The sequence below is a fragment of the Streptomyces adelaidensis genome, assembly GCF_016598475.1.
Taxonomy (GTDB): Bacteria; Actinomycetota; Actinomycetes; order Streptomycetales; family Streptomycetaceae; genus Streptomyces; species Streptomyces adelaidensis.
On sequence record NZ_JAEMUX010000158.1, the window covers coordinates 1 to 8,349 of the forward strand.

At 70.4% G+C, this 8,349-nt stretch carries 4 protein-coding genes and 1 pseudogene; all 5 read left to right on the forward strand.

Annotated elements, in window-relative coordinates:
- Positions 1–300 precede the first annotated feature (300 nt).
- The 5 genes and pseudogenes from car (at position 301) to I8N67_RS40235 (ending at position 8,269) form a co-directional block, all read left to right on the forward strand.
- Positions 301–3,705, forward strand: a complete 3,405-nt coding sequence (gene car / locus I8N67_RS40215) for a carboxylic acid reductase (protein WP_307835517.1) — start codon at positions 301–303, stop codon at positions 3,703–3,705.
- 1,104 nt (positions 3,706–4,809) lie between these two features.
- On the forward strand, positions 4,810–5,217 hold the full coding sequence (locus I8N67_RS40220; protein ID WP_200309263.1) for a PepSY domain-containing protein: 408 nt from the start codon (positions 4,810–4,812) through the stop codon (positions 5,215–5,217).
- Between the two features lie 29 nt (positions 5,218–5,246).
- Positions 5,247–5,912 (forward strand): hypothetical protein, encoded by a 666-nt coding sequence (locus I8N67_RS40225; protein WP_200309264.1) that lies wholly within the window; start codon positions 5,247–5,249, stop codon positions 5,910–5,912.
- 194 nt (positions 5,913–6,106) lie between these two features.
- Positions 6,107–6,839 (forward strand): annotated as a pseudogene (locus I8N67_RS40230) (response regulator transcription factor).
- Entirely contained in the window at positions 6,836–8,269 is a 1,434-nt protein-coding gene (locus I8N67_RS40235; RefSeq protein ID WP_200309265.1) for a sensor histidine kinase, read from the forward strand. The pseudogene I8N67_RS40230 and the gene I8N67_RS40235 overlap by 4 nt, the downstream one beginning before the upstream one ends.
- The last annotated feature ends 80 nt before the right edge of the window (positions 8,270–8,349 follow it).

The window sequence follows — 8,349 nt, forward strand, 5'->3', positions numbered from 1 at the left end:
CGACACTGCTCGTATTCTCACCGCCTACGCGGAAATCAGCGGAATACCCGTGTTGTGCAACACGAGCGCGAATCTTGGGGGACGGGGTTTCTTTCCCGACGTCGAGTCGGCGGCCAGGTGGGGTGGAACTCGTTACATCTGGTCCGAGGGGACGCTTTATACGAACTCCCGCGTGGAATGATGCTCCTTTGCCGGTTCGCGCGTCTGCCCGGCTGGAATTCGTGTGCCTGCCGACGTCCGGGCAACGGGAGGTCACAGGCCGATATGCCGGCGATCCGGACAAGTCCGCCACCTGATGCGATGCGGAGACACGCAGTGCGACTCGCGCAAGTAATGGAACATGCCTTTGAGCGCTTTCAGGACCGGCCCGCCGTCGGTGAGCGTGCGAGGGAGTTCGTGCGGGACGCAAGGACCAGGCGCGTTTCGGTACGTCTGCTGTCACGCTACGAGATGACCACCTACCGGGAGCTGTGGAGCCGTATTCGCGCGGTGGCGAGCGAATGGCACCACCACCCGCGGCGCCCTGTCGTCGCGGGCGACCGGGTGGCCCTCCTCGGCTTCACGAGCCGGGACTTCGCGACACTGGACCTGGCGTGCGGTTATCTGGGCGCGGTCAACGTTCCGTTGCAGATCAGTTCACCGGTCGAGAATCTGGTGTCCATCATGGCGGAGACCGAGCCGTTGCTCGTCGCCGCGAGCATCGAGCGACTGGACGTCGCGACCGAACTGACCCTGCGCACGCCCTCGGTCCAGCGGCTGCTCGTGTTCGACTACCACCCGCGAGCGGAGGACCAGGCGGAGCGGTTCGCCGCCGCCCGCGACAGCCTGGCCGAGGCCGGACGGGACGTGGAGGTCGTCGCCCTGTCGGCGGTTCTCGACCGCGGCGCGGGCCTGGCCGAGGCGCCGCTGTACCTTCCCGGCGACGACGAGGATCCCCTCGCGATGCTCATCTACACCTCGGGGAGCACGGGAACGCCGAAGGGCGCGATATACACCGAGCGGCTCGCCAGGGTGATGTGGGAGGACCGCGTGAAGCGGACCGACACGGACACGGTCACCATCCAGTACACGCCGCTGAGCCATGTCTCGGGCCACTTCCTGCTGACGAACACCCTGGCCCGCGGCGGCTCCGGCTGCTTCACCGCCAGCAGTGACCTGTCGACATTCTTCGAGGACATCGCTCTCGTACGGCCCACCGAGCTGTCTCTCGTGCCGCGCGTGTGCGAGATGCTCCACCAGCTCTACCGGAGCGAGCTGGACCGGCGGATCTCCGAGGGCGCCGACCCGGAGCGGGCCGCGGCGGAGGTGCGCGAGCAACTTCGCGAGGAGGTCCTCGGGGGGCGCGTCGGCTGGGCCGGCTGCGGCTCCGCGCCGCTGTCCGCCGCACTGACCGAGTTCACCGAGGCCGTCCTCGGCGTTCCCCTGCACAACATGTACGGCTCCACGGAGGTCGCGGGCATCTCCGCCGACGGCCAGTTGCTGTCCCCGCCGGTGATCGACCACAAGCTGGCCGACGTGCCCGAGCTCGGCTACTTCCGTACCGACGCGCCACACCCGCGCGGCGAGCTGCTGCTGAAGGCCGACGGCATCCCCGGCTACTACAAGCGGCCCGAGCTGACGGCGGAGCTCTTCGACGAGGACGGCTACTACCGGACCGGTGACATCGTCGCGGAGCTCGGTCCACGCCGTATCGCCGTCGTGGACCGACGCAAGAGTGTCCTGAAGCTGTCCCAGGGCGAGTTCGTGGCGATCGCAAGACTGGAATCGATCTTCGCCGCCTGCCCGCTCGTGCGGCAGATCTTCCTCTACGGGAACAGTGAGCGCTCCCACCTGCTTGCCGTCGTCGTCCCCACCCCGGACGCCCTGCGGCGGTACGGGGACGACCGGGAACGTCTCGAACAACTGCTGAGCGAATCGCTTCAGCGGATCGCGAAGGACGCGGGCCTGAACTCGTACGAGATCCCCAGGGGCCTGCTCCTGGAGGCCGAGCCGTTCAGCCAGGTCAACGGCCTGCTGTCGGACCAACGAAAGCTGTTGTGGCCCAAGCTCGTGGAGCGTTACGGCGAGCGGCTGGAGCGTCTGTACGCCGAGATCTCGGCCCACGAGACCCAGGAGCTGCTCGACCTGCGCCGCACAGGCGGTGACCGGCCGGTTCTGGAAACGGTCCAGCGGGCCGCGCGGGCGCTGCTGGTGGGCTCGATGACAGAGGTGAGTCCCTCCGCGCACTTCAGGGACCTCGGCGGCGACTCGCTGTCCGCAGTGTCGCTGTCGAACCTGTTGCACGACACCTTCGGCGTGCGGGTACCGGTCGACGTCATCATCAGCCCCGCGCACGACCTGCGGCAGCTGGCCGCCTACGTCGAGTCCAAGCGCACGGCCACCGCGACGCGACCCACCTACGCGTCGGTGCACGGCGAGGACGCGGTCGAGGCGCACGCCGAGGACCTCACCCTGAACCGGTTCATCGACGTGGCGACTCTCGACGGCGTCCACCGCCTCCCGCGCCCCGCTGGGGTGCCACGTCGCGTGCTGCTGACCGGCGCGAGCGGATACCTGGGGCGCTTCCTCACCCTTGAGTGGCTCCAGCGGCTGACCCCGGCCGACGGCAAGCTGATCGTCCTGGTCCGGGGCAAGGACCCGGACGCCGCCAGGCAGCGAATGGCCGATGCCTTCTCCAGCGGCGACTCCGAACTGACGGGCATTTTCGAGGAGTTGGCCGCCAAGCACCTGGAAGTGCTGGCGGGAGACATCGCCGAGCCGAGGCTGGGCCTGGACGAGGCGACGTGGGAACGGCTGACCGGTGAGGTGGACCTGATCGTCCACGCGGGCGCCCTGGTGAACCATGTGCTGCCCTACCGCCACCTGTTCGACGCCAACGTCCTTGGAACCGCGGAGCTCATCCGGCTGTCCCTGACGAAACGGCTCAAGCCGTTCACGTACATCTCCAGCGTGGCCGTTTCCAGATCCCGGAAGGGGCAGCCTCTCGACGAGGACACCGACGTCCGCGCCGCGCTGCCGGTTCAGCCCGTCGACGGCGGGTACGCAAGCGGGTACACGACGAGCAAGTGGGCGGGGGAGGTGCTGCTGCGGGAGGCGCATGACCTGTGCGACCTGCCGGTGACGGTGTTCCGCTGCACCATGACCCTCGCGCACAGCCGGTACGCCGGGCAGCTGAACGCGCACACCATGTTCAGCCGACTGCTGTTCAGTCTCCTCGCGACGGGCGTGGCCCCGGACTCCTTCTACCGGACCGGCAGCGGCGAGGAGTCGCGGGCCCACTACGACGGCCTGCCCGTCGACTTCACCACGGCATCGGTCGTCACGCTGGGACGGAGCACCTCCGGGTACCGGACCTTCAGCCTGGTGAACCCGCACGACGACGGCATCTCGCTCGACACGTTCGTGGAGTGGCTCATCGAGGACGGCCACGGTATCGAGCGGATCGCGGGCTACGGCGACTGGCTCGTCCGCGTCGAAGCCGCCCTGCGCAGCCTGCCCGAGGCGCAACGCCAGTACTCCGTCCTTCCCTTGCTGCACGGCTTCCAGGAACCGGGAGAGGCCGTACCCGGTTCGGACATCCCGTCGGTCCGCTTCCGGGAGGCCGTCCGAGAGGCCGGCATCGGACCGGATCGGGATGTGCCACGCCTGTCCCCCACTTTCATCCGCAAGTACGCGACGGACCTGCTGCGCCTGATGACCGCCTGAGCGGGGGGCATGCCCCCTGTAGTGGTGTAGCCGTGCCTGGATCTCGCGTCGACGCCCGCCGGACCGTGTTGTCGATGAACTCGGCCTTCAGCCAGTGAGCCGGGCTGTCGGGGTTGGCCGACGCGCAGATCCTCGCTCTGGGGGCGCGCATGCGCGTCAGGAGCATGTCCCAGAACGGCTCCAAGAGAAGCGTGGCCTCGTCTACGTACGCTCCGGCGCATGCCATGCCCCGGATCTTGTTCTCGGACTTGACGTCGTTCGCGCCGATCACGTGGACGAGGCGGCCGACGATTCGGCACGTCGGGGCGCCCGCGCCTGTGTCAACGGTCATTGAGATGCCCAGGTGGGTGGTCGGTGGGTGTCGGGGCTGGTGGCCATCAGAAATCCATGCCTGTGGACAGTGGTGTTCCTGGGGTGGGGGTTAGTGCCACCCGTTCCCGCTCGCCGTGCGCTTCCGGAAACGCCGACCCGGAGCTGCTCGATCACTGAGCCGGTATCCGCAGAACCCGCGCCGGACGGACCCAGATCCCCTCCCACTGGGCGGCCGGCTCGACCGGATCGTTGAGGTGGGCCGCCGTCGTTGAGCTGGACGACCTCGCCTTGGAGGACATCGCCGTCCACCTGCCCCGCACCCGCCGTCCGGGTGCAGGTGGCGGCCTGCACAGCACCGTGTGGGAGCCCGTCCTGGCCGAGCTGTGCGCCGCTTGGGCGCAGCGCACCGTGGCGCGCGAGGGCAGGGATCGCGCTGTGGCGCCCGGGCTGGTCACGGAGCTCCTCGCCGACACCGCCGCCGACGACGGTCGTTACTGTCCCCCCATCGGTATCCAGCTCTGCGCGACGACCTGCCCCGGGATGACAGCCCCTGTTCCTCAGTTGACGGTCGTCCGTCCCGTCGAACATGGCGACGACCAGGAAGCCCACCATGCCTGTCTCGTGCCGTCGTGGAGGGTCGGGGGCGGCGGTGGTGGCGAAAGATTGGTCGCTTGCTGGTCTGTTGCTGTCTCTTCTCTGGGCTTGCTCTGGAAGGCGTGTTTCTAGGGTCGTTGACGTTCCCCCGGAAGTCCGGCCCCGGACTCCGCACCCCGACCGCTCTGGAGACACCTGATGCGTGCAATGCCCCGTCGTGCCCTGGCCGCCGTTCCCGCCGCCGTGCTGATGTTCGCGCTCGTCGGCTGCGGGGGTGGATCCGACTCCGGTGATTCCGCCGCCGTCGGCGCGAGCGATACGCAGGCTGCCGCTCCCGCAGAGGACGGAGCCGCGAACGAGGAAGCGGAGGGCGGCGATCCGGTGGAGACGCCGCTGACCGGTGAGGCAAAGGAGAAGGCCGAGGCGGCGGCGCTGGCGGCCTATCCCGGCACGGTGGTCAAGTCGGAGGAGGACGCGGAGAACCCCGGGATGTACGCGGTGGAGATCAAGAAGGCCGACGGCAGTGAGGTCGAGGTCTACCTCGACCCCGCGACGTACAAGGTCGTCAAGACCAAGGACGAGGAGGCCGACGAAGACGGCAGCTGATCCTTGGTCGGCCCGAAGGGAGGAGCGCCATGCCCACCGATCCCGCGGCTCCGGCTCCGGCTCCGGCCCCGGAGCCGGAGCCGGCGACTGAGGCGACGGCGGTGCTCGCCGTCGATGCTCTCAACTCGGCGGAGGGCGGCTACGGAGACCGCTACGCGGAGGACTCCTTCGACTACCCCGACCGCCCCTCGCCCGCGCCGGCGCAGTCCTGGTCGGCGGGCGAACCGCCGCCCGGCTCCGCGCCGCCTGTGGCCCCCGCTGAGGATTCGGACAGCGCGGACGGGGAGCAGCGGCGCACGGACGAAGACCGCTCGCGCACGGCGGGCCGGTGGCAGCAGCTGGCGGCCCGGCGCAGGCCGGCCCTGATGGGCGTCGCCGCACTGGTGGTCATGGGCGGCTTCGGTGCCGCTCTGTCGATGGTGAGTGAGACGGTCTCCTCCGACTCGGTGCCCAGCGGCTCCGGCGGTACCGCCCGGGTCTCCGCGCCGAAGTCGCCCGCCGAGCCGTCTCCTGCCCCGGACGTCGCGGCCTCCGCCGCGCCCCCTGCCGCTGGTGGAGCCGGTGACGGTGTGTCTGTCACGTCGAGCCCGACCGGCTCCGTTCCCGGCGCCGGCGAAGAGGGCGACGACGAGCACGGGGAGGACGAACGGGAGGACCGCGGACGCGAGGACGACGACCGCGCTGGCGACGGCTGACTTCCCTCGGCGTCCGGCGCTGTCGCTGCCCCGCTCTCGCAGCCCGGCTGGTCCTCCACTCCCGCGTTGACCGGCCGGGAGGCTCCCCCTTGCGTTGCCGTCGCAGTCGTGGCGCATCATCCGTTTCCCCAGGTACCAGGCGGGTTCTAGTGAACACCCCAACTCCCGTGGCACAGCTGTGCGAGCCTGTCCCCATGCGGCTGCTGCTGATCGAAGACGACGACCGGATCGCCGGCCCGCTCACCGAGGGGCTGGGCCGCTACGGCTACACCGTGGACCGGGTACGCACCGGCGCCGCCGGACTGGCGGACGCCGCCGCATCCCCTGATCTGGTCCTGCTCGACCTCGGGCTGCCGGACATGGACGGCCTGGACGTATGCCGCAGCCTCGGTGCCCGCTCGCCCATCCCGATCATCATGATCACGGCCCGGGGGGGAGGAAGTCGACCGGGTGGCGGGCCTGGAGCTCGGCGCGGACGACTACATGGCCAAGCCGTTCGGCGTACGGGAGTTGGTGGCCCGTATCCGCGCGGTCACCCGCCGCACCGGCGCTCTCCTTGCCGTCCCGACGGGACCGGACGCGACCTCCGCGATACCCGCAGCGGCACCCGCACCGCAGCAGTTCGGCCCGCTGCACCTCGACCGGCGCACCCGGCAGGTCCGCGTCGAGGGCCGCGAGGTCGCCCTGTCTCCGAGGGAATTCGACCTGCTTGCCTACCTCGCCCAGGATCCCGGGGCCGTGCACTCCCGCCAGCAGATCATGGACGCGGTGTGGGACCCGCACTTCTTCCGCCCCACCAAGACCCTCGACGCCCACGTCGCCGCGCTGCGCCGCAAGCTCGGCGATCCCGGCTGGATCACGACCGCGCGCGGCGTGGGCTTCCGCCTGACCGCGCCCGGGGATCCGCCGTCCGAGGCGGCCCGATGACCCGGCGGCTGCTGTACAGCTACCTCGGCCTGGCCCTGCTTGTACTGGCCGGTCTGGAGATCCCGCTCGGCTACCTCTACGCCCGCGGCGAGACCGCCCGCTTCTCCCAGACCATCGAGCGGGACGCGACGATGCTCGCCGAGGTCACCGAGGAGAACATCGAGGAGGGCAACCTCACCGAACTGCCCGCGCTGATCGGCGACTACACCGCCCGCACCGGCGGCCAGGCCGTCGTGGTCGACCGGACCGGCCGGGTGCTGGCAGCCTCCGGCATTGCGGTGCGCCCCGGCACAAACCTGTCCGCCGAGCCGGACGTCGCCGCCCTGAACAACCAGCCCACCACCGGCACCCGCACAGGCGCGGACGGCGGGGAGGTGCTGTACGCCACCCAGCCCGGCGCCTCGGGCACCACGATCCGCGGCGCACTGCGGCTGACGTATCCAATGACGATGGTCGCCGACCGCATTCACACCATCTGGCTCGCCCTCGCACTGGCCGGGGCCTGCATTCTGGCCGCGGTCGCACTGGTCGCCTTCACCCTGGCCCGCTGGATCACACGCCCGCTGCGCACCCTGCATCGCGCCACCACCGAGCCGGCCGACGGTCGTCTGACCAACCCGCCCGACGCCGGCAGCGGCCCGCCCGAACTGCGTGAACTGGCCGCCTCCTTCACGCACACCGCCACCCGGCTGCAGCAACTGCTCGATGCCCAGCAGGCGTTCGCCGGGGAGGCATCACACCAGCTCAAGACTCCCCTGACGGCGCTGCGGCTGCGGTTGGAGAACTTCGAGCCCTATCTCGACCCGCGTGCCCACGACAGCCTGGACGAAGCCATGGGCGAGGTCGAGCGGCTGGGCCGCATGGTGCACGGGCTGCTCGCCCTGGCCCGCCTGGAGAATTCCGCCATCACCCCTGAGCCGACCGACCTGGACACCGTGCTGGCCGACCGCGCGGCGATGTGGGAGTCGCTCGCCGCCGAACAGCACATCACCCTGACCGTCGCCGGAACGACGGCGGGCCGGGTCTGGGCGATCCCCGGGGCGCTGGAGCAGGTCATCGACAACCTGGTCGCCAACGCGCTGCGCGTCTCTCCGCCCGACACCACGCTCACCCTCACCCGTGCCCCCGGCGCCGAACTCCGCGTCATCGACCAGGGCCCCGGCATGTCACCGGCTGACCGGGAGCGGGCCTTCGACCGGTTCTGGCGCGCCTCGGACTCCCACCACGACGGCACCGGCCTGGGCCTGCCCATCGTGCGCCACCTGGTCCGTGCCTCCGGCGGCGAGATCACCCTGCACCCTGGCCCCGGCGGCGGGGTGGACGCCCGCGTCCGCCTCCAGCCGGCCCCACCGGCAAACGGGCCCGGCGGGCGGCGGCGCGCCGCGAACGGACCGCCTCGCTCGGCACAGGCAGCAGCGACAGCGCGATAAGCGCCTGGGACCGATGGCAGGACGGCCCCGCAGCCGCCCGGGACGTCATCAGCGGAGATCACTACTGAACGTAGTCATCG

Coding starts and splice junctions, on each gene's coding strand:
- car (WP_307835517.1), top strand. CDS start 301: ATGCGGAGACACGCAGTGCGACTCGCGCAAGTAATGGAACATGCCTTT.
- I8N67_RS40220 (WP_200309263.1), top strand. CDS start 4,810: ATGCGTGCAATGCCCCGTCGTGCCCTGGCCGCCGTTCCCGCCGCCGTG.
- I8N67_RS40225 (WP_200309264.1), top strand. CDS start 5,247: ATGCCCACCGATCCCGCGGCTCCGGCTCCGGCTCCGGCCCCGGAGCCG.
- I8N67_RS40235 (WP_200309265.1), top strand. CDS start 6,836: ATGACCCGGCGGCTGCTGTACAGCTACCTCGGCCTGGCCCTGCTTGTA.